Source organism: bacterium (assembly GCA_016702305.1).
GTDB lineage: Bacteria > Electryoneota > RPQS01 > RPQS01 > RPQS01 > JABWCQ01.
Genome location: JADJEH010000001.1, coordinates 280366 through 300917 on the forward strand (window position 1 = coordinate 280366; position 20552 = coordinate 300917).

Genomic DNA, 20552 nt, shown 5'->3' on the forward strand with positions numbered 1-20552 from the left:
AACAAGTCGCATCCGGGTAACGGATTGATACAACGGGCATGTCCGCGATGGGACTCACCGAGGAACAGTCGCGCCTCTTGGCCAACCGTGTCGCGCAGGAGCAGGACCTATCCTACCGCGGACTCCTGCAAGAGGTGATTGACGTTACCAAAGACCTCGATAAATTGCGCACCGAGTTAGGCGAGGTCCGCTCGCGTCTGCGGCCGCCAATCGTCGCGCAGAAGGGCGATACCCATTTGGCTATCAGTCTGAAGTTCCTGACCGACGAAATCGGTATGAACGAAACCGACGCCTTGGCGCTGATTGAAAAAGAGGCGCTCGTCCCCGAACTGCTGCCCGGTTTTGAAGTCTGGAACTACTATGGCGAAGGCGTCTTCGGGACGTTTGTCACGCAAGGTCAGGCGCGGATTACGCCCAATGAACTCACGCGGGCAACAAAGCGCAAGATTGACGCGGAGCGCCAAACGCTGATTCAAGAACGGAATCAGAAACAATCGGAAGTGGACGACCTGGAAGCGCGTAAGTCCGAATTGCAGCAGCAGATTCGCTCGCTTGAAGAGGAACGCACCGCGATGATGGACCAGGTCACCAAAATGGCGGCTAACAATGACAGCCTGTCGCGCGAACTCAATTCGCTGAAATACCACGTCGGCACCTTTCGCGATCTCGAACGCGTCGGTGCGATTCGCAAACCGACCCTCGGTAAGTGGAACACCGGCGATATTGAAGCCGTCGCCCACACCGGTTCTCTTGACCTGCGCCGCGATACCCGGATCGTCGTCAACGCCGCTTCGCTGGGTTTGAGCAAGGTTGAGAAGATCCTCGTCTTCCCGCGCTACTTCGACGAAGACAAAGACTATCGCGTAGAGCTCTCGCCCGATCGAAGCACCGCCACCGTGGTGCTTGAAAAACCCTCGAAGTTCAATCTTTCGCGCCTCGTCATTGCCGTCGGTTAAGCTGAGGATCGTCCATAGACTAACGAGAAGAGACCGCTGCGCGCGGTCTCTTTCGTTTAGCCAAACAGTCCGTGCCCGGATCGCCGCTGCCGCCACCACAGGTATATTGCTACCAGCGTGAACAGGACATTCGGGGCCCACATTGCCGCGGCCGGACTCACTGTGCCGCGGTCCGCCAGGTCTTCACCGGCGATCAAAACACCCAGTAGATCAGGAAGAAGGCCATACTATAGCCCGCCGAGACGCCGATGCCGCTGCGGGCGCACCAGTTGGCCTAACAGGCCGCCGAGCGCCGCGAAGATCAGGCATGCGGCCGGGATCGAGAATTTCTTGTGGATTTCGACTTTGTAACCGCAAGATATTCTTCGCATTCTTCTCGACGTCGTTGGCGCGATAGTTCGCGATGCGTTCGCGCAATTGGGCGACGTCCATCTCGCGGTCGCCGCGCCATTCACTTGTCGTCCGCCGCAGCGACATGTCCGCCGCGTGAATTCGGAAGACTGCGCTCTGAAACTCGATGCGGTGATGTTCACCAGGCCGAGATCGATCTGAACGCAGAATCTCGCCATTCTGAAGCGTAAACTCGAAGCCCTCAAACCACTCTTCGTATTTCAGCTTGCCGGAGTCCGCGATGACCGTCCCGCCAAACCGGGGATCGTCGTCCTGATAGACCATCACGTCGTGAATCACTGAGGTCTCATTGTCAACATCGCGGGCATAAAGCACGTGCCCCGGAATGTCCGAGAGAAACACGCCCGGCTCCAGCACCATCGCAGGTTTGAGGCGCTTGATATCCGATTGCAGCTGCCGGGAACGGTAGTTAAGGTCCGGCAAGATATTATTGTTGAAGTGCGCCAGCCCCGCCGCCGAGAGTAACCCAAATAGCACGGCCGGAGTGATCATCTGCCAGGGCCCCACCCAGGACGAGCGCAACGCCGTCACCTCGTTATCTGAGGACAGCCGCCCATACGCCGATAGCACGGCCACCAGCACTGCCATCGGAACGGCCAGCGCCAGCATCCAAGCCAAATTCAGCCCAAAAAACTCAACCACCGTCCAGACCGGCAGACCCTTGCCCACGATCCGGCCCAGCATGGTGAACACCAGATTGAGGGCAAACAGAAAGACGATCAGCGACAGGCTGAAGAAAAAGGGCGGGATGAACTCCCGGGTAAGGTAGCGGAAGAGAGTCATGGTCAACCAGTTTCCTGCCGCAAGTTAATAAAATTGAACAACATTTCCCACACCTACCCGCTTGCTTTTTTCCCCGAAATGGGATATACTCTCTGTTTCGGGGACGGACGGCCCTCCGCCCGGGAGGACTAGACCTAATTGGTAAGGCAGCGGTCTTGAAAACCGCCGGGCGAAAGCCCTTGGGAGTTCGGAGTCTCCCGTCCTCCGCAAGATTTTGTTTTTGCGTGTTACGTAGCGCGCGACCCCGGAGAGGTGGCCGAGTGGCTTAAGGCGGCGGTTTGCTAAACCGTTGTATGGGGTAAACCCGTACCGGGGGTTCGAATCCCCCCTTCTCCGCAAAGTAAGTCCGAGGGACTTATGGACAGAATTGACAAGACAGCAATCCGCAAACTGAAGGTCGGCGAGTAAGATGAAGACAAGCTGAACTTAGGTATTGGTTGTCGAAGACGCCGGATGAACGCGTTGAAGCCGTGGAAATCCTCAGGAGACAGTGCTAGGGAAATCTACCAAGACTTCAAAGAGTTTGTCGCCGGATTAATCGAGCACTAAGTTGAGTATTTGATTGTCGGTGCCCACGCCCTTTATATTGGTCGCAGTCAGTTCATCGCCAACAAACTCGCTACCGGTAGACATAGAGACCTCGCCGACTTCGAAAGTATCACGAAAAAGTAGGGGCGAAGCCTCTCGCGAACTGACTTTTCCCCTACCGTCCGGCCGTGACTTAGGGGATTTTTGTTAACAATACTACCAATGAACAACATTACCGATTCAACCGCTCAACGCACGCGCCGCCGCGCCGCCATCCGCATGTGGATCGCCGGCGTGCTGATGCTGGCTGCGCTGATCGTCGGGGTGTTGTCCTGGCTGCGCGAAGAGTCCGCCGTGCTGATCGTCCCATCGTCACCCGCCGGCGGCGAAGTTCTATTGAATTTCCGCCCGAGCGGCGCCAAGACCAACGCGTACATTTCTGACTTGCCCGCCGACTCCGTTATCGTCTCATTGCGCCGCGACGGCTTTCGCCCCGTTCCGCCGGAACAGCATATTCGCTTGCAGGCAGGCGACACTACGCGTTTGGCGTTCTTCATGCGCCCGATCGAACGCGGTGACTCGCGCGAATTGCCGCGCGCGAATGGCCTGCCGTATAAGTGGCAATGGAAGTACGTCGCCGTCAACTCCGACCCACCCGGCGCCGAAGTGGTTATTGACGACGTGCATACCGGTCTGATGACGCCGGCCAATTTTGTGTTTGACCGCGGTCTGCATCACCTGCAAGCGCACTGGCCCAATGGCGCGAAGTCCTTCAAGAATGTCGTGATTGAACCGTCGTCCACGCAGCCGGACATTCTGTTCCGTCCAGCCACCTATATAAGGCCGGAAGAATAATGCGTCGCGAAATTACCCGCATCGAACCGCGCAGCGCCATCCGCGTTGGCTTTTTCATCGGGATGCTTTTCGGCATCCTGTTCGGGCTGTATAGCGCCGTTCTGCTCAAGGGCATGGGCGATGCCGGCATGCAACTCTTCGGCGCCGCCGACGCCGCGCAGTTGAAGTCGTTGACCGGCGTCTCGACGTTCCTGCTCGCACTGTTCATGGGGTTGATGGGCGCGCTGTTCTATTCGCTCATCAGCGGCCTGTGCGCCGTGGTGTACAATCTCGCCGCGCGCTGGTTCGGCGGCATTGAATATCAGGTGCAGGAGATTGAAGACACGCTGCCCAACGCATCCGGAGAAATGAATGACTGATACCCGCGTCCGCTTCGCTCCGAGCCCGACCGGCTATTTGCACGTCGGCGGCGCACGCACGGCCATCTTCAATTGGCTCTATGCCCGGAGCGTCGGGGGGAGCTTCCTCGTCCGCATCGAAGACACCGACCCCGTGCGCTCGCGCGGTGAATTGGCCCAGGTGATTCTCGACGGCCTGGCATGGCTGGGTTTGCACTCGGATGAAGAGATCGTCTACCAGTCCGACCGCAAAGAGCGCTTCGTCGCCGTCGCGCACGAATTGGTCGAGCGGGGTCGTGCCTACTACGATTTCACGACGATCGAAGATCTTGAAGCGGCCCGCGCGGCCTCGCAGGCGCGGGGCGAAGCGTCGTTCCGCTTCAAGGCGGATCTCGCTAAAGTCCGTGCCGCGGCACCGGACCTGTTCGCCAGCGGCAAGCCTTACGCCGTGCGTTTTGCCGCACCTGAGGAAGATATCGGATGGGACGATCTCGTGCATGGGCCCGTCAATTATCGTGGCGAAGAGCTTGAAGATTTCGTTCTCTTGCGGTCGGACGGCTCGCCGACCTATCACCTATCCGTCGTCTGCGATGACCACGACATGCGCATCTCCCACGTGCTGCGCGGCGACGACCACATCTCCAACACGCCCAAACAAATCGCGCTCTATCGCGCGATGGACTGGGATGTGCCGCGTTTTGGACACGTGCCGTTGATTCTCGGTCAAGACAAGAAACGGCTGTCGAAACGTACCGGCGCCACATCCGTCGGCGAGTTTCAGGAGAAAGGTTTCCTGCCGCAGGCCTTGTTCAACTTCCTCACGCTGCTCGGCTGGTCACCCGGCAAGGGCGACCGCGAAATTTTCACACGCGATGAACTTGTGCAGTTGTTTACGACTGACGGCATTCAACCAAAGTCCGCTGTGTTCGATGAAGCCAAACTGGAGTGGGTGAACGGCGAGCATCTGCGTCTACTCAGTGACGATGACGCCGTGCAATACATGCTCGATCACGCACAAGATTCGTCGGCCACATCCGAGCAGGTGCGTGCCGCCTGGCCGCTGATCCGCGAGCGCGTGCGCATGCCGCATGACGTGTTCGCCGAGCAGGCCTATCTTTTCGCCGACCCGCAGGAGTACGACCCCAAAGGAGTCGAAAAACACTTGGCCGATCCCGCGATTCTGTCGCACCTGCAATCGTATACCACGGCACTTGCGAGTGCCGAGTTTGAAGCCGCCGCCCTTGAAGCAAATTTGCGCGAATGCGCGGACGCGGCATCCATCAAAGCGGGCCAGTTGATTCACCCGATCAGGCTGGGGCTGACGGGCCGCACGGTGAGCCCGTCGCTCTTTGACATGATGGCCGTGCTGGGCAAAGAGACTGTCGTGCGCCGCCTGAACCGGCTGCTCCGGCAATTCCATACCGCGTGACGCTGCTCGATCGCTATATCGTCTCCGCGTTCGCGCGGAGTTTTTTCTTTGCGATGCTCGCCGCCGCCATCGTCTTCGTCACGATTGACCTCGTCGAACACCTGGATAAATTCGTGGACGCCGGCGTTGGTTTCAAGCTCGTTGCGCGCTACTACGCGCTTTATGTTCCGTTCATAGTCTACCTGACCATTCCAGTCGGAGTGCTCTTGGCGACACTCTTCACGATCGGCGGCTTCGTCTATCGCAACGAGCTGACGGCTATGCAGGCGTCCGGCGTCAGCCTCTGGCGCATCCTGTCCATTCTGTTGCTCGTCGCGGTGCCGCTGTCCGCTTCGGTTTGGTACCTCGGCGAAAACATCGTCCCCGGGTATAATTTCGAGCGCAAAGAACTCTATCGCGTCCACGTACGCAAGGGCAAAGGTTCGGTCTCGTCACGCCAGGGCCGCATCTATTTGCAGACCTCGCCGACCGAATTTCTGCGTATGGAGAGCTACGACCCGAGCCGTGCGACCGGCTACCGGGTGCAACTGCAAACGATTCACGACGGACGGGTCATCTCCCGCGTCGAGGCCGACAGTGTTCGCTATATCCTCAGCGGATGGGTGTTCACACCCGCTACGGTCACGGAGTTCAACGAACGCGACGTCGTCATGACGCACCGCGATTCGCTCGTGCGTACCGATTTTCAGTTTACGCCCGACGATCTCATTCGCCTCAATATCGAACCCGAAGAGATGAGCTATCGGGATATTCAAAGTCTCGTCGGCCGTCTGCACGCCGCCGGTATTCGCGCGGTGCGCTGGTCGGTGGACCTTGCATTCAAGTTCTCGCAGCCTTTTGCCACGTTCATCATCGTCCTGTTTGGCGTCCCCTTCGCGGCCTTCCGAAGGCGCGGCGGCTTGGTCTTAGGCTTCGGTCTGTCACTCTTGGTTTGCTTTGTCTATTTCGGTTTCCAGCAGGTCGGCAAAATCCTCGGCTACGGCGGCGCGCTGTCCCCGCTATGGGCCGCGTGGATCGGTAACGTCGTCTTCGGCATCTTCGGGATGTACCTCGTCTGGCGCGCTCCGAAATAGCAATATGAATTGGAAGAATGAGAAGAGGCCGCGCACACTGCGCGGCCTCGTTCATTTTGTGCAAGACCCGGGACTACCAGTGCAACGCATGGCTGAATCCCAATGAAATTCCGCGCGCCGAATCGAACAAACCTCCGTGCCACGAACAGCCCACATCGAACGAGTAGCGCGCCGTGTGCAAACCGCCGCCTATCGCGACCCGCGTGCCCAATGGTCCGCCGGCTCCAAAGCCCGCGCGCACAAGCCACGGTCCGCGCACGCTGTATTCGCCGCCCAGCATCGCTTCCGTGCCTCGTTTGCCCTGCGCGGAATCGTCGAACCTGGCGCGCAGCGTGCTGACAAAGAGCATCCGCGGCGTATAGGCAAAACGTCCCGACAGTTCAATCGTCGCCGGCAATTTTGACTCGATGCTCCCGCCTGTGAGCACGCTTGTCGAGGACTTGAAGGCGCGCTCGACATAATCGTCATCGTCAAGTGAATCCACGATCAAACCGGCCGAGTCAATCTCAAATGCCTCAAGGGTCGCCTCGTCCACAACCCATGTCACGCTGCTGCCGATCTGCCGCAGCGCGGCGCCAACCGACCAACGATCGTCTATCTCGGCCAGCAACCCCAAGTCGAAACCGATGCCGTCACCGTGCTCGGCATGCACGCGCTGAACCGCGCCGTAACCCGTGATTAGCGAATCCGTGGCCAGAAATTCGCCCGATGCATCGGTGATCTTGTCATACAATGTGCCAAGGTAAAAATGAAACCCGATGCCACCGTAGAGCCCTTTGACATACTCTTGTTCAAACCGATAGCCCACGGCCATCCCCGCGTCGAACAGCGTGTATTGCTCGCCGCCCAGATCGTTGAGCTTGTAACCGCGATTGAGCTGATTGCCGTAGAGCGCCAATTCAAAAGCTCGCGATCGGCCGTGACATTCACGGCCGTCTGTTCAGAGAACTGCAGCGCCGCCTGCCGATAGACGATGCCCGCGATTGGCGCCGAAGCCATGCCCGAAACTTCGAGCCCGTCGGCCGGAATACGATCCATAATCTCGCGCTTGTCCTGCGCCGTCAGATAGTGATCGCGCGCGATCTGATCGTTCCAGTAGTTGACGCTGAACGCATTGTTCATCGCGCCCGCCGAGATGCGGGGCAAGTCCAGCCGCCACTTCTGCCGCGACGACCGCGCGAGCTGCGCGGCATTGCCGACCAGCACATCGCTGGATTGTTCGTAAACGTCCGCCGCACCGCCGAAACCTAATGACCGGCCTGCGGGAGCTTGAGCTGCGCCGATCTGTACGGTAAGCAGGAGTAGAATTAACATTCTCATTCGATGTCTCCCGGCCGCACTGTATAGACGAGCCGCGCGAACGGCTGCACCGAAATATAGTCGCTGCCGACTACGTTCAGAGTATCGCCGATGGCCGACGACGCTTCGATTTGCGTACGCACGTAGAACCCATCGGATTTGAAATACTCAAGCCAGCGCGGCGTTAGGTCCACCGTGAACTCAAATTCTTCGGCTTCAGTGGCGCGGCCGTTGCTGACGGGCGGGCTCGGGATATCAATCTCGAACAGCGTGTCCACATCCGCGCCGGCGTTGGACTGGAGCTTGAGACTGTCGTAGTCCGCCACGAGAAAACAGCGCGCGCCAAGGGGCAGATGATTCCAAACGCGAATCGTCGCGGTGCCGCTCGAAATGTCGTCAAGATCGCGCGGCGAAACGCGCTCAACTTCGCCCACCGGTTCAAGCGTATCGGTCAGGACGACCGAGAGTGCCGCCCGCAATTCGAGCGCCAGCGCGACGGTCGAGTTGCTGTACAGCGAGACCTCGCCGGACAATGTCGAATGACCGTGCGCCGACAAGAGGTCGGGGTAGCTGGCCAGAAGATTCGCCAATCCGGGAATCGTTGCGAACGTATCTTCCGTCAGCGGCAAGTTCTCAATATGGACTTCCGACTGGCCTACCGCCATACCGGCTAACCATGTGCTGGCGTCAATCGTTGCGTCAATCGAACCGCCGATCCCCTGATCCACGTGAACCCGAGCTTCGACTTGCAAGGGCCGAACAACTTCCCAACCTTGCGGCGGGCGATCTATTGTAATCGAGAGCGAGTCAAAGTCAAGCTCCAGATCGTTCAAGGTGCCCGAAAAGAACTCGACCGGCAATTGCTCCACCGTGATCGCACCGAAAACGCGCTCGCCCTCGCCTTGAAACACGCGCCGGTCAGCGCTCGCGGGCGTGTGCGAAATTAGCTCGCCTCGCAGCGTTTGATCGGTCTCGCCATCGGGTCGGATGCGGAATTGCGCCATTGAAATGACGACCACTTCCGAATCACCCGGCTGCAAGAATCGCGTGACCTTCAGGGTATCATTGAGGCGGCTTACAAGATTCGGCAGGCGCAGCGTCACCGTATCGGCAAACTGTGTCTGGTTGCCTAAAGTAATCGTCAGATTGCCCGCCGCAATCACCGCGAGGTCAATCACATGCTGCTGGTTAATCGCAAGTGCGCTGTCCCGCGTAACCGTCTGCTCCGGTACGATGCCATAAAACTGCCGAGCCGTCACCGTGTCAATCGTCGCGGTGACCGCGATGCGGTCGGTCGAATCCACGGTGATCTGGCTTCCGCCAACGCCCGTGGCGAAGAGGTTCAGCGCGAAGACGCCGTATTGCACCACACCTTCTAATGAGGCGCTGGCAACGAACTGCTGCTCGGCGCTCAATCCACTGATGCTGGCGACCACACGTCCGCCCGCGCGAAGCTCAACGTCCTGGATGGCGTAAGGCAAGCGATTCGTGACAATGATGGCAATCGTTCCTGTGTCAATTTCCAGACTGTCGTAACCAAACGGGAGGGGGAGGGCTATCGTTGCGCGAAGATCGTGTTCAGGCAGGTCTTGCGTCGTCCCATGCAGTGCGGCAATCGTTGGGTTCAGCATGCCCAGTGAATACGCCAGCAGCGTGTCGTAGTCCAACGGAGCTTCTATCGCGGTCAGGAAGCGTTCGATCCTGAGGTCAATCGGTTCGACATACAAGCTGTCTTCCAGACCTGACGACAATTCGGCCCACGCGCTGAAATAGAGCGTGCTGTCGGCTGCCATGCCCACGCCTGAACCTGCGGCGCGCAACACGCTGTCCGGATCAGCTAACTCCCACATGCCATAGGTGCGCACGCCAAACGGAACGTTGAGATCAACATCCCACCACAATTCGCCCGGCTCCTGCGGAAGTTCACATCCCGCTACAAATGTCAACAGCCACAAACACAAAAGACGGAGCACCCTCCGTCTTTTGTGCGTACTATCCTTGTACAAAAGCATCAGGTGCCCATCTCCCAGGCGGCGAGATATTTCTTCTGCTCAGCGGTCAGCTTGTCAATCTTGATGCCCATGGTCTTGAGCTTCAAGGTTGAAATGTAATCTTCAATGGACTTGGGCACATCGTGCACGTCCACCGTCAGCTTCTTGGCATGCTTGATCGCGTGCTCGGTCGTCAGCGCTTGCGTCGCGAAGCTCATGTCCATCACCGAGGCCGGGTGACCATGCGCCGCGCCCAAATTCACCAAACGGCCTTCTGCGATCACGTTGACCTGCGAACCGCCCTTCAGTGTGTAGCGATCCACGAACGGAACGACGTTCTTCTCAACGCGTGTCGCCATGTCCGCCAGGCCCTTGAGATCCAGTTCGATGTCAAAGTGGCCGCTATTGCACACAAACGCGCCGCTCTGCATCTTCGCGAAATGTTCCGGACGAATAACGTGCATGTTGCCCGTCACCGTGCAGAAGATATCGCCGATCTTGGCCGCTTCGGCCATCGTCATCACGCGGAAACCGTCCATGCGCGCTTCGAGCGCGCGAATCGGGTTGATTTCTGTCACGACCACTTCCGCGCCGTGGCCCTTGGCACGCATGGCGAAGCCCTTGCCGCACCAGCCGTAACCGGCCACAACCACCACGCGACCCGCAATCAAACCGTCCGTCGCGCGGATGATGCCGTCCAGTGTGGACTGGCCCGTGCCGTAACGGTTGTCAAACAGGTGCTTGGTGTCGGCGTTGTTCACGGCATACACCGGGAAGCGCAGCTTGCCGTCGTTGTGCAGCGCTTTCAGACGCACCACGCCGGTCGTCGTCTCTTCCAGCGACGCAACAATCTGCTCGCCGAACTCGATGTGACTCGTATGCAGACCGTGCACAAGGTCCGCGCCATCGTCCATCGTGATGGACGGATTGTGGCGCATCGCCGCGTCCAGATGCTGGTAGTAGGTCTTGTTGTCCTCGCCCTTAATCGCGTAGGTGCGAATACCGAAATCCTTGACCAACGACGCCGCGACGTCGTCCTGCGTGGACAGCGGATTGCTTGCCACCAGAACCAGATCCGCGCCGCCAGCCTTCAGCGTGCGCGCCAGATTGGCCGTCTCCGCCGTCACGTGCAAACACGCCGACATGCGATGACCCTTGAGCGGCTTTTCTTTCTCGAACCGTGCGCGAATCTCGGCCAGCACCGGCATATCGCGGTCGGCCCACAAAATTCGATTCTTGCCCTTGCCCGCCAAGCTCTCGTCGGCCACGTGATGGCTCATCGCCGGCGCCGCGCCCTTCTTAGCCTTCGTTGCTGTTGAAGCCATGTACCCTTGCTTCCCTTATTATGCTAATGAATTCACTCTGTCCGTCTTTTCCCACGTAAAGGTCTCTTCGGAACGGCCGAAATGACCATAGGCCGCCGTCTTGCGGTAGATCGGACGGCGCAAATCGAGCGCCGTGATAATCCCGCGCACCGAAAGATCAAAGTTCTTGCGAATCTTCGCCTCGATCTCTTCGTCCGGCGCCTTGCCCGTGCCATACGTGTTCACCATCAACGACACCGGCTGCGCTACGCCAATTGCGTAGGCCACCTGGATCATGCAGCGCTCGGCCAAGCCCGCCGCCACCACGTTCTTGGCGATCCAGCGCGCCGCGTACGCACCGCTGCGGTCTACCTTGGTCGGATCCTTGCCCGAAAATGCGCCGCCGCCGTGCGGAGCCCAGCCGCCATAAGTGTCCACGATGATCTTGCGACCCGTCAAACCCGCGTCGCCCTGCGGTCCGCCGACCACGAACCGGCCCGACGGATTAATGTAAATCTTGCAATCACTCGCCAGCTTGTAGTTGCCCAGCACCGTCGGCAGAAGGTCGCGCTTCAAATCGGCTTCAATCGTCTTCTGATCCGCGCTGGGATCATGCTGCGTGGAGACGACGATCGCCGTGATCTCCGTCGGCTTGTTGTCCACATAGCGAACCGATACCTGTGACTTGGCGTCCGGGCGCAGATAGCCAAGCTTTCCCGCGCGGCGCATCTTCGCCAATTCCAACATCAGCTTGTGCGACAGCACGATCGGCAACGGCATCATCTCCGGCGTCTCCGTCGTCGCATAGCCGAACATCATACCCTGATCGCCCGCGCCGTCGGCGTCAACGGCCTGCGAAATGTCCGGGCTCTGCTTGTCAATCGTCGTTATCACCGCGCAGGTCTCGTAGTCGAAACCATAGGCGGCGTTCGTGTAACCGATCTCTTTGATGACGCTGCGCACAAGCGCCGGAATATCAACGTACGTGTGCGTGGTGATCTCGCCGCCTACCAGCGCCATACCCGTCGTCACGAACGTCTCGCAGGCCACGCGCGCCATCGAGTCGTCCTTCAACATCGCGTCCAGAACCGCGTCCGATATCTGATCGGCAATCTTATCGGGATGCCCCTCGCTGACCGATTCGCTGGAAAAGACAAACGTGCTCATGAATGGATTAACCGCTCCGTCGTGAAGTGAAAATGATGCCTAAAGCTCTTCGCTCTCGCGCCCGCCTTCGATGATCGCGCTCGAGTCGCCCAAATTGTAACGATGAAAACTGCCCTTGACCGTGGCGCCATTGCCCACCAGCGAGCCCGCCACCAACGCGTCCTCGACCAGCGCCCCGTCTCCCAGTATCGCATCCCGTACCATCGCATTACGCACCCGTGCGCCCGCGCCGATTGTCGCGTGCGGCCCCACGATGGCCAGCTCCAGTACGGCGTCCGGGTGAATGAACACCGGCGGGATTATCACCGTCCCGGGAGTCGCCGTGGCGCCATTGCCGCTGCCCGAATCCAGCAGGTGCCGGTTCGTCGTCAAGAGCGTCTCAGGCTTCCCGCAGTCAAACCAATTGTCCACAAAAAACGTGGAGATCGGCACATCCTGCTCGATCATTAACTGCAAAGCGTCCGTCAACTGAAACTCGCCGCGCGTTGTCAGATTGCGTTCAAATAACATCTCAATCGCGCGCTTCAACGCCGGAGCCTGACGAATCAGGTAAATTCCCACGATGACCAGATTGGAACGCGGGTTCTCCGGCTTTTCAACCAGCCGCGTCACCATCTGTTCGCGCGTCTCAACAACGCCGAAGCGCCGCGGATCTTCGACAGTCTTCACGCCTATCGCCGATGTCCCGCTCTCGCGCATCACCTTCTGCAAATCAAACTCAAAGATCGTGTCGCCCAGTATGACCAGGACTTCCTGATCGTCAGGCGCCAAACCTAAATGCACCGCGTGCGCCAAGCCCTTCGCCTCATGCTGAACAACAAACTCCGCCGGAACGGAGTAGTTTTCGCGCACGTAGCGCTCGATCAAATCACCCATTGCACCTACGACCAGCGTTACCTGGTCAATACCAGACGCAATCAGGTGATCCAGGATGTGTCCAAGGATGGGTTTCCCGGCCACATTGAGGAGGACTTTGGGCCGGGTATAGGTGTGCGGACGAAGGCGGGAGCCCACGCCTGCGACAGGAATGATAGCTTTCACAATGCGCGGCTCGCGATTCTTAAAGTCTTGTAATCTACGGATTTCCCGCGATAGAATCAAGACCCGCTGAGCAAATTCTTAAGAGCCGTAATCTTCGGGATTTCCATCGGATCCTCTGCCCGCAGCACCGCAAGGAAGATGGTCACTGCATCCAGAAACAGCATCATCCGCACGCCCTGCGCCAGCCGGCCGCGAGTCGTCGGGAATAGCACCGAAGGATCAATCCGCATGCTCTGCACGCCCAGCGAAGCCAGCAGTTGCTCCAAGGCCATACGTGGATCGGCAATCGCGTTTCGCTTGGCCCATTTGCCGATGAACAACACAAACACCGGCGGCAGCACCTGCGACATATGCGCAAATGACTCCACCTCGTTGTGCATCAATTCCGGCAACTCCGACGCCCGCGCCCAGACCTTGCTGTTCTCCGCTAATTGCGCACGAAAGCGAAACGCCAGCGCGGGATCAACCATGCCATCGCACGTGTAAATAACCGGCGTGCGATCCACAAGCTTCATGGCCAAAGCCAACGCCGGATTCGCCGCAGGATTGAGGCCGCCGTAAACCACAGCGTCAGCGCGCAGTTCGGCCAACGGCCAATTGTCCAACGACGGATCATGAAAACCGTACACCTTCTTGAATAGACGATGCACGGCGCCAAGCGAGAACCCCACCGCCGCGCGCGGCGGATAGCCTCCGGGTAATTTCAAGTGCGGAATGTTCTGCGCGCTAGCGTATTGTTCGATCTCGCCCGCGCTCGACATTGCCAGCCATACCTGCGGCGTCGGCACTTCCTTTAGAGCATACACCGATTCCACAGTATTGCCCGAATAGCTGCAGACCAAGCGGGGAAGGGCGGAAGCGCACTCCCAGCGCCGCACGAAAATCCGCGCATCCAGCCCCGGCGGCTCCAAACCAAAGGCCTGCAACAGGTCGCCCGCCACCGCGCTGCCGCCTAACCCGCACCAATCCAAAAGCGGCTCCGCGCTCAAACTGTTCTGCGCGAGAAACTGGTCTGCCAGCGCCGCGCCCGCTTGCAGTTGTTCGGCAAGCTCCAGCGTCTTGCCCAGCATATCCGTCGGGTCAAGCTGCGCCAGTCGCTGCGCAGTTAAGTTAATCGAGGGCATGATTGCTCCGCCATGTGCTCAATGCGTAGAAAATATTAACTGAACCAGATCGGTAAATCCGCGAAACGCTTCTTCAATTCACCCCGCAGGAAGCTCTGCACCTCCTGCGATGTGTCCATCTTCAGCGCTTTGCGCGCGATCCGCTTGCACTCTTCATAGGTCATGCTGCGGATGATCTTCTTGATCTCGGGAATCATGGAGGCCGTCATCGAAAGCTCTTCAAGTCCCAGTCCGACCAGCAACGGCGCCGCAGCCGGGCTGCCGCCTAACTCACCGCAAATCCCCACGTGAACACCGTGCTTGGCTCCCGCCTTCACCGTCATCTCGATCAGGCGCAGCACGCCCGGATGATAACTTCGGTAGTAGGCCGCCACCTGCTCATTGGCGCGATCCGTTGCGACGGTATACTGCACCAGATCATTCGTCCCAATCGAAAAGAAGTCGCACTCCTCGGCCAACCGGTCCGCAATAATCGCCGCCGACGGAATCTCCACCATAATCCCCACCAGCATATTCGGATCATGCGCCAGCTTCCGCTGATTCAACTCCTGTTTCGCCTCCTGCAGCACCGCCAGCGACTCGCGCAGCTCCTCGAATCCCGACACAAACGGGAACATCACCCGCACGTTGCCGCGCGCCGAAGCCCGCAGAATCGCCCTAAGCTGCACCTTGAACAGATCCCGCCGCGACAGCGACACGCGAATGGCGCGATAACCCAAGAACGGATTCTTCTCGTCGCGAATATTAATGCCTGCATGATACTTGTCGCCGCCCAGGTCGAACGTCCGGATTACTACCGGATGCGGCGCCATGATCTCGGCTGCCTTGTCATACACCTCAAACTGTTCGTCTTCCGTCGGCGTCGTTTCGCGAGTGAGAAACAGGAACTCGCTGCGAAACAGACCGACGCCCGTCCCACCGTGCGCATGCACGGATTCCGCTTCACGCGGCAGTTCGATGTTCCCCCACAGCTTGATCTCGCGGCCGTCAAGCGTCACTGCGGGCTGAAACTTGATATCCTCCAGCAAACGCTGAAAACCGCGATAGCGTTCCCGCTTCTCTTCATATTCAACCTGCGAATCGGGCGTCGGATGTAGAATCACCTTGCCGCTGTTGCCGTTGATGATGATCGAGTCGCCGTCCTGCACCTTGCCCGACACATCGCCGATGCCGACAATCGTTGGAATATCCATGCTCCGCGCTAAGATTGCCGTGTGCGACGTCAGCCCGCCAACATCCGTGGCAATACCGTGGACCAGTTCGCGATCCAGATTCAACGCCTGCGTCGGCGACAAATCCTCCGCCACCAGAATTACCTGGTGCGTCGGGTGATCCGGGATAATATCTCCATCGCCGCGCAGAAATCGTAACAGGCGCGTGCGCACGTCGCGCAAATCCGTCGCCCGTTCGCGGAAAACCTCGCCTTGCGAACGGCTGATGACTTCAATCATCTGCGCAAACGAATCGAAGATGATGTACTCGGCGTCGAACTGCTCGCGCGTAATCCGCCCACGCACCTGATCCAAAAATACTTCGTCCGCCAAAATCAGCAGATGCGCGTCGAAAATTTTACCGACCGCTACGCCCGCTACGTCAAGCGCCCGGTCGCGCGAGCGCTCAATCGCGTGGCGCGTCTCCTCAATCGAGCGGTCAAAGCGCCCCAACTCCTGCGGAATTTCCGAAGGCGCCAGTTTGCGCGGAAGCACTTCGGGTTCATCATACACCATGCGGTGCACGATGCCAATCGCGATTCCCGGTGACGCCGGAATTCCGCGCAGAATCTGCTCCCTCTTGTCGGCACTCACGGCTTAGTCCTCATAGAACTTGTTCTCGAACAGTTTGATCAGTTCGTCAATCAACTGCTGCTCATCGTCGCCAATCGCCTCCAGCACCAGCGTGCTCCCGCGCGCCGCCGCCAGCATCATCACGCCCATGATGCTCTTCCCGTTCACACGCATGCCGTCCTTGAGCAGATATACATCCGCTTGATACTTCGAGGCTATCTTGGTCAACTGCGCGGCCGGACGTATATGCAGTCCCAGCCGGTTCAACAGGGTGACTTCTTTCTGGATCACGGCAGGAGGGAGGTTGAAGTACTCACGAGTGTTATTGCTATCGAACCTAAAAGGGCCACGAATCCCGCGGTCAACGTGCTCATCCGGGAGTACGCCGCCACCAGCATGACCAGAAATCCCACGCCAAACTGCAAACCGCTCGGCACGCCATGCGGCAGGATGCGGCCAAACGACGAGCCGATCACCAGCAGGGCAGCCGCAATCCCTATCACCCGCAATCCACGGCGCACGCGCGGCAGAGCAGGGTGGAGGGCCAACTCCGTGACGCGTTCGCCCAACCGGAAGCCGTGCCCGAATCCCCAAACCCGAAAATACCAAAGCGAGCAATTGTACAACACCAGCATGATCGGCACGGCCCACAGCCACACCGTCTCCGCAAAATTGCCCGGCAGCAGCAGCAGCGCGACACATAGCGACAAGAGTGCGGGCTTCCAGCGTTCCCAAATGAAACTGTCGCCAATCGCACCAAGCGGAGTCGAAATCTGGCGTTTCCAGTCCGCTATCTGAATCACGTCCTCGTCCGTAACCCCTGCGCGCAGCCGCTTGGTGAGCGCGCCCAGCGCGATACTCGAGAAGGCCGGATGCCCGTTGATGAAACTCGCCGCAGCGCGCGTCTTCGACGCATTGGTCTGACGCAATTCCGGTTTCAAAGACAGCAAATAGCCCGGCCCCTGCATCGTCTTGTAGTTCAAGAACAGTTGCAGCGCCAGCGAACGCAACAAAATCGCCGATGTACGCGGAGTCTGCTCATTCATGGCAACAGAACTCCCAACACTGCGCCGCCAACGATGGCCCACGGCCAATCCTTGCGGGACACCAATTGCAACAGCGCCGCTGCCGCACCGACGCCCAACATACTGGGCCACATTCCCGCACACAGCACGTCCGTTGCTTGTACAACATTGGCGCCCGGCCCCAGCGCATAAAACTCGCCAAAGTAGAGCCGCAGCAACACGTGTCCCGTGCCCACGCCCAGCGCCGTGAAAGCCGCTCCGGCCAGCACGTGCACGCCCAGCGCCGTTAGCACCCACGCAGCGCCCGATTTCCCCAGCGCCGAATCACTCACGTAGCGTTCCGCCACGCCGTTCATGGTCCTGCGTACTATCGGTGCAAGTTCACGGCCCAGATGCGCAAACACGAGACCCAGCGACATGGCGATCAGTAGGACAATCCACGCTGGCTCGCCGGTTACTTCCGAGGGCGCCACACTCGCCGCCACAGCCGTGGCGATGATGGCGCCTAAACTGCCTTCACAAAATTTCGCCGCGCCGATCTGCAAATTGGCCAACCAGATCAACTCAAACAGCACGCCAAAGAACAGCCCAACCTCCGGGCGGTCCACCAGCAATCCGTACAGAACGCACGCCACAATCGGTTGGCCCAGCAGTGTCTGCCCGATCACCGACGTATCCAAATAGACCACCGCGCCTGCGAGGGCCGGGAACCACATGGCTTAGAACTTTCGCTCGATCATAAAAAGTGCCCAATCTGCCAGCCAATCACGATACTGCGTCTGCGGCAGCGGTTCAAGATACTGCATGCCGCGTTCGATGTGTGCGCGCGCCCGTTGCGCCGTTTCCTCGATGCCGCCCAGTTCTATGAACAGCTTGGTCACTTCGTCAATCTGATCATGCGGAGCGTGCAAGTTACCCAAGGTCGAGTCAATCAACTTGCGCTGACGCTCGCTGGCTCGCAACCATGACTCGCGCGCGATAATGGTGCGCTTGCCTTCACGGATGTCCGCGCCCACCGGCTTGCCCAGCAGCTTCTCGTCGCCGATTATCCCCAGAATGTCATCCTGCAATTGAAACGCCGCGCCGCACGCACTGGTAAATTGTTCAAGCGTGCGCACCAGCGGGTGCTTGAGGTCAGGCGTATTCAGACCAATCGCCGCGCCCGAAGCTCCCGCAAATTCATACAACGCGCCCGTCTTCTTCCACAGCATGTCCTCAATCTGCTCGCTCGTCAGATTGCCGATGGGTTCCTTGGAGTACTGCACGTCCAGCACTTCGCCCTCGACTAACGTACACAGTACCCGCGTATCGAGCTCGTTGATTAGCGTCAGCGTCACGTCGGCGGAAATCCCGAACTTCCGCGTGAGTTCGGTCATCAAGCTAATTCCCCAGCCGTGCTGCACGTCGCCCGTCAGCACCGCGATGGATATCCCATAGTGGGCGGCGTCACCGTTGTTCCCAAAGCGGGCGATGGTTGAGGGCTTCTTGGCGAACCGCTCATGCACGGTCGGCGAGCCGCGCCGCAGCGGGTCTCGGTCAATAATATCGTCATGCACCAGCGTCCACGTATGGAAAATCTCCACCGCCGCCGCCGCACTGATCGCCTTCCGCTCGTCGCCGCCCACTGCGCCGCAGCAGAACAGCATTACAGCAGGCCGCAAGCGCTTGCCACCCGACTCAAAGTAGCACGTCACGGCCTCCCGGATATCTTCCGGCGAGAACAAATCCACATAGCGCGGCGATAGCACATAGTCCTGCACCCACGCTACCCGCTCCTCAATCGCACCAAACAGCCGGTCTGACACCCGCATCTCCGAAGTAGTTACGTCATTCTATAAAAAAACAAAGGCTTGGGAACAACCCAAGCCTATATAATACGCTAAAATCCAATAACTTGCAACCTTTTTCTCGATCTTGGCCTCCTTCGCCCGCCTCGGGCCGAGCGGCGCCCGGTTCGCCCAAAACAAGCGCGGCGACTCAGGGAGTCGCCGCGGCTTCTAAACATCAGCAATCTGGTGACCGACTCTACCGCAACGACTTCCCCACGGCCAGCTCGAGTGCAATCAGGCTCGACTGGTACTCAAGTTCCTTGGATAAGTGGTCGGTCTCCGCGCGTTCATAGGTGACCTGCGCATCCCGCAGCGACAGTGCCGACGTCGCTCCAAGACGATAACGTTCGCGCTCAAGTTCCAGCGTCCGGTTCGCCAACTCGCGGTTGCGGTTGGTCGTCTGCATCTGGTCAAAGGCCGTCGCTAAGTTACGATAGGCCTCGCGCACGCCGCGATCCACCGACAGCTTCAACTCCCGTTCAGTCTCCTCCGCACGCCGCAAATCCACCCGCTTCGAGGCTACGTCGAATTCGCGCGCGAAACCGTCGAACAGGTTCCAACTCAAACTTGCATAATACGTCGTGTTGCGGTTGCGCGGACTAAGCGTGAAAGCCTGGTCTGCGCCCGACTGCTCGCTCGCGGCGCGCTGTGCTCCAACCCCGATGCGCGGCAAATACCCGCCTTTGGCATACTGCACATTGTCCTTGGCCTGCTTCACCCGCAGCATGGCGATCTCAAGGTCCGTGCGATTCCGCCAAGCCTGCTCCAGCAGGTTATCAACTTCGAACTGATACGGAGTCAACCCGCCGCCGCTCTCCAGCGGGAACCGGCTGCGCAAATCAATACCCAGCGTCTGGTTTAACTCCTCGCGCCGCTTCTCCAATTCGCGCTCTGAACTGGCAATCGTATTCTCCGCCGTGCCCAGTTCGATTTCCGCCTGCAACACGTCAAGCTCCGTCACGGCGCCGACTTCGTATCGCGCCTTAGCCAGATCAAAGGCATCCTTGCGCTGGTCGCGCAGTCGCTTGTTTAGCGCTACGACCTTCTCCAGTGTCAAGACGCCCACGGTCTGCTGGGCCAGAGTGCGCGTCAGAGTCTTATGCGCCTCTTCGACGGATAGCGTGTTGATCTTCTTCTGGGACTGCGCGATGCGATACAGGAATACCCGCTGACCGCCCTCAAACAACGACAGGTTGGCATTCAATGACCACGAATTCGAACGAGACTTGCCCTCGTTCGGCTGTTGTGTCACCGTGATCGTGTCCAGCACCAGATTCCCCTGATCGTCCGGTACGATCACGACGTCTTCAAACGTCACGGGCAGCGACGAAACACTCCCGTCCGGATTGACAAACGTGCGATTCTCGAACTGTGATTCCGAGAAATTCATCCCCAAGGAGACCGACGGCAAAAACCGACCGATCGCCGCCAGGTCACCGATGCGGTTGAGCTTCAGATTCAGTTTCGACAGCCGCACCTGTGGATTGTTCTCCAATCCGATCCGCACCAGCGAATCCAGCGAAAGCGGCGTCGTACTGTTGATCAGCGGCCCCTCGGCACGCGCCATCCCCGACATAATACCCCAAACCACGACCCACCAAATGGCCTTCTGCAC

At 59.0% G+C, this 20552-nt stretch carries 18 protein-coding genes and 2 tRNA genes; 7 read left to right on the forward strand and 13 right to left on the reverse strand.

Annotated features, from left to right (window positions below; genetic code table 11):
- Positions 1-38: 38 nt before the first annotated feature.
- Positions 39-956 (forward strand): hypothetical protein, encoded by a 918-nt coding sequence (locus tag IPH10_01085; GenBank protein ID MBK6909524.1) that lies wholly within the window; start codon positions 39-41, stop codon positions 954-956.
- Positions 957-1166: 210 nt separating this feature from the next.
- Here the strand turns inward: IPH10_01085 and IPH10_01090 are convergent, their stop codons facing one another.
- On the reverse strand, positions 1167-2156 hold the full coding sequence (locus tag IPH10_01090) for an LptF/LptG family permease (protein ID MBK6909525.1): 990 nt from the start codon (positions 2154-2156) through the stop codon (positions 1167-1169).
- Between the two features lie 116 nt (positions 2157-2272).
- On the opposite strand from IPH10_01090, the gene IPH10_01095 reads away from it, so the two are divergent.
- The 6 genes from IPH10_01095 to IPH10_01120 all read left to right on the forward strand — a co-directional run bounded on the left by IPH10_01095 (position 2273) and on the right by IPH10_01120 (position 6373).
- Positions 2273-2357, forward strand: a tRNA-Ser gene (locus IPH10_01095).
- A gap of 39 nt (positions 2358-2396) precedes the next feature.
- Positions 2397-2486 (forward strand) — tRNA-Ser (locus tag IPH10_01100).
- 414 nt (positions 2487-2900) lie between these two features.
- Positions 2901-3533: a PEGA domain-containing protein gene (locus tag IPH10_01105; GenBank protein MBK6909526.1), complete on the forward strand. Its 633-nt coding sequence runs from the start codon at positions 2901-2903 to the stop codon at positions 3531-3533.
- The gene (locus tag IPH10_01110) at positions 3533-3892 is read left to right on the forward strand and encodes a DUF3566 domain-containing protein (protein MBK6909527.1); all 360 of its coding nucleotides are present in this window, start codon (positions 3533-3535) and stop codon (positions 3890-3892) included. Before IPH10_01105 ends, IPH10_01110 begins: the two co-directional genes overlap by 1 nt.
- A complete protein-coding gene (locus IPH10_01115; GenBank protein MBK6909528.1) occupies positions 3885-5300 on the forward strand; it encodes a glutamate--tRNA ligase in 1416 nt (471 codons plus the stop codon). The genes IPH10_01110 and IPH10_01115 overlap by 8 nt, the downstream gene beginning before the upstream one ends.
- A complete protein-coding gene (locus IPH10_01120; GenBank protein MBK6909529.1) occupies positions 5297-6373 on the forward strand; it encodes an LptF/LptG family permease in 1077 nt (358 codons plus the stop codon). The genes IPH10_01115 and IPH10_01120 overlap by 4 nt, the downstream gene beginning before the upstream one ends.
- Before the next feature lie 73 nt (positions 6374-6446).
- Here IPH10_01120 and IPH10_01125 read toward each other — a convergent pair whose 3' ends face one another.
- The 12 genes from IPH10_01125 to IPH10_01180 all read right to left on the reverse strand — a co-directional run bounded on the left by IPH10_01125 (position 6447) and on the right by IPH10_01180 (position 20552).
- A complete protein-coding gene (locus IPH10_01125; protein ID MBK6909530.1) occupies positions 6447-7271 on the reverse strand; it encodes a hypothetical protein in 825 nt (274 codons plus the stop codon).
- Positions 7272-7689: 418 nt separating this feature from the next.
- Positions 7690-9645: a hypothetical protein gene (locus IPH10_01130; GenBank protein ID MBK6909531.1), complete on the reverse strand. Its 1956-nt coding sequence runs from the start codon at positions 9643-9645 to the stop codon at positions 7690-7692.
- A gap of 38 nt (positions 9646-9683) precedes the next feature.
- Positions 9684-10943, reverse strand: a complete 1260-nt coding sequence (locus IPH10_01135) for an adenosylhomocysteinase (protein MBK6909532.1) — start codon at positions 10941-10943, stop codon at positions 9684-9686.
- Between the two features lie 63 nt (positions 10944-11006).
- Positions 11007-12134: a methionine adenosyltransferase gene (locus tag IPH10_01140; GenBank protein ID MBK6909533.1), complete on the reverse strand. Its 1128-nt coding sequence runs from the start codon at positions 12132-12134 to the stop codon at positions 11007-11009.
- Positions 12135-12173: 39 nt separating this feature from the next.
- A complete protein-coding gene (locus IPH10_01145; protein ID MBK6909534.1) occupies positions 12174-13175 on the reverse strand; it encodes an NTP transferase domain-containing protein in 1002 nt (333 codons plus the stop codon).
- A gap of 56 nt (positions 13176-13231) precedes the next feature.
- Positions 13232-14299, reverse strand: coding sequence for a hypothetical protein (locus IPH10_01150; protein MBK6909535.1), 1068 nt, complete (start codon positions 14297-14299; stop codon positions 13232-13234).
- Positions 14300-14334: 35 nt separating this feature from the next.
- Entirely contained in the window at positions 14335-16104 is a 1770-nt protein-coding gene (gene ptsP, locus IPH10_01155) for a phosphoenolpyruvate--protein phosphotransferase (protein MBK6909536.1), read from the reverse strand.
- Positions 16105-16107: 3 nt separating this feature from the next.
- Complete coding sequence (locus IPH10_01160; GenBank protein MBK6909537.1) at positions 16108-16374, reverse strand: HPr family phosphocarrier protein; 267 nt, start codon at positions 16372-16374, stop codon at positions 16108-16110.
- Positions 16371-17129: a PTS system mannose/fructose/sorbose family transporter subunit IID gene (locus tag IPH10_01165; GenBank protein ID MBK6909538.1), complete on the reverse strand. Its 759-nt coding sequence runs from the start codon at positions 17127-17129 to the stop codon at positions 16371-16373. The genes IPH10_01160 and IPH10_01165 overlap by 4 nt, the downstream gene beginning before the upstream one ends.
- Positions 17126-17824, reverse strand: a complete 699-nt coding sequence (locus IPH10_01170; GenBank protein ID MBK6909539.1) for a PTS sugar transporter subunit IIC — start codon at positions 17822-17824, stop codon at positions 17126-17128. Before IPH10_01170 ends, IPH10_01165 begins: the two co-directional genes overlap by 4 nt.
- Positions 17825-17827: 3 nt before the next feature.
- Entirely contained in the window at positions 17828-18913 is a 1086-nt protein-coding gene (locus IPH10_01175) for a polyprenyl synthetase family protein (GenBank protein ID MBK6909540.1), read from the reverse strand.
- Positions 18914-19133: 220 nt separating this feature from the next.
- Complete coding sequence (locus tag IPH10_01180; GenBank protein MBK6909541.1) at positions 19134-20552, reverse strand: TolC family protein; 1419 nt, start codon at positions 20550-20552, stop codon at positions 19134-19136.